Raw genomic sequence first — 379 nt, 5'->3', positions numbered from 1 at the left:
CCTTGGCGCTATGACTTATCAGTTAGGCCATTCGATCAAATGCTTTCACGGTAACTTGGCGTTCTCGACCATTGTGTGGATGCGTAAGCGCATGGTTTCGATGGAGAACGGTTTTGTCAGCACGGCCATACCAGGTGCCAACCGACCACTTCCCAGCACAGAATTTTCCGCATAACCGGTGATAAACAAGACCTTCAGGTCTGGCCTGCAGACGCGACCTGCGTCCACCATCTGACGGCCATTCAGCCCGCCCGGTAGCCCAACGTCACTGATCAGCAGATCGATACGCGCATTTGACTGGAGTACATTCAGCCCTGCTGCGCTGTCACCTGCCTCGATAGCCATGTATCCGAGGTCTTCCAGGATGTCCATGACCAGC

The 379-nt window shown here is 54.6% G+C and carries 1 protein-coding gene; it reads right to left on the bottom strand.

The annotated features are described in order from the left end of the window. Positions 1-45: 45 nt before the first annotated feature. Positions 46-379, bottom strand: a 334-nt coding sequence (locus ABEH28_RS27345) for a response regulator (protein ID WP_346631577.1), incomplete at its 5' end; no start/stop codon positions are given.

It is taken from the genome of Pseudomonas sp. Ps21-P2 (assembly GCF_039672565.1).
In the GTDB taxonomy this organism is placed as follows: domain Bacteria; phylum Pseudomonadota; class Gammaproteobacteria; order Pseudomonadales; family Pseudomonadaceae; genus Aquipseudomonas.
Note: the sequence above shows the minus strand (reverse complement) of the source record. Positions and strands in the feature narration are given on the sequence as shown.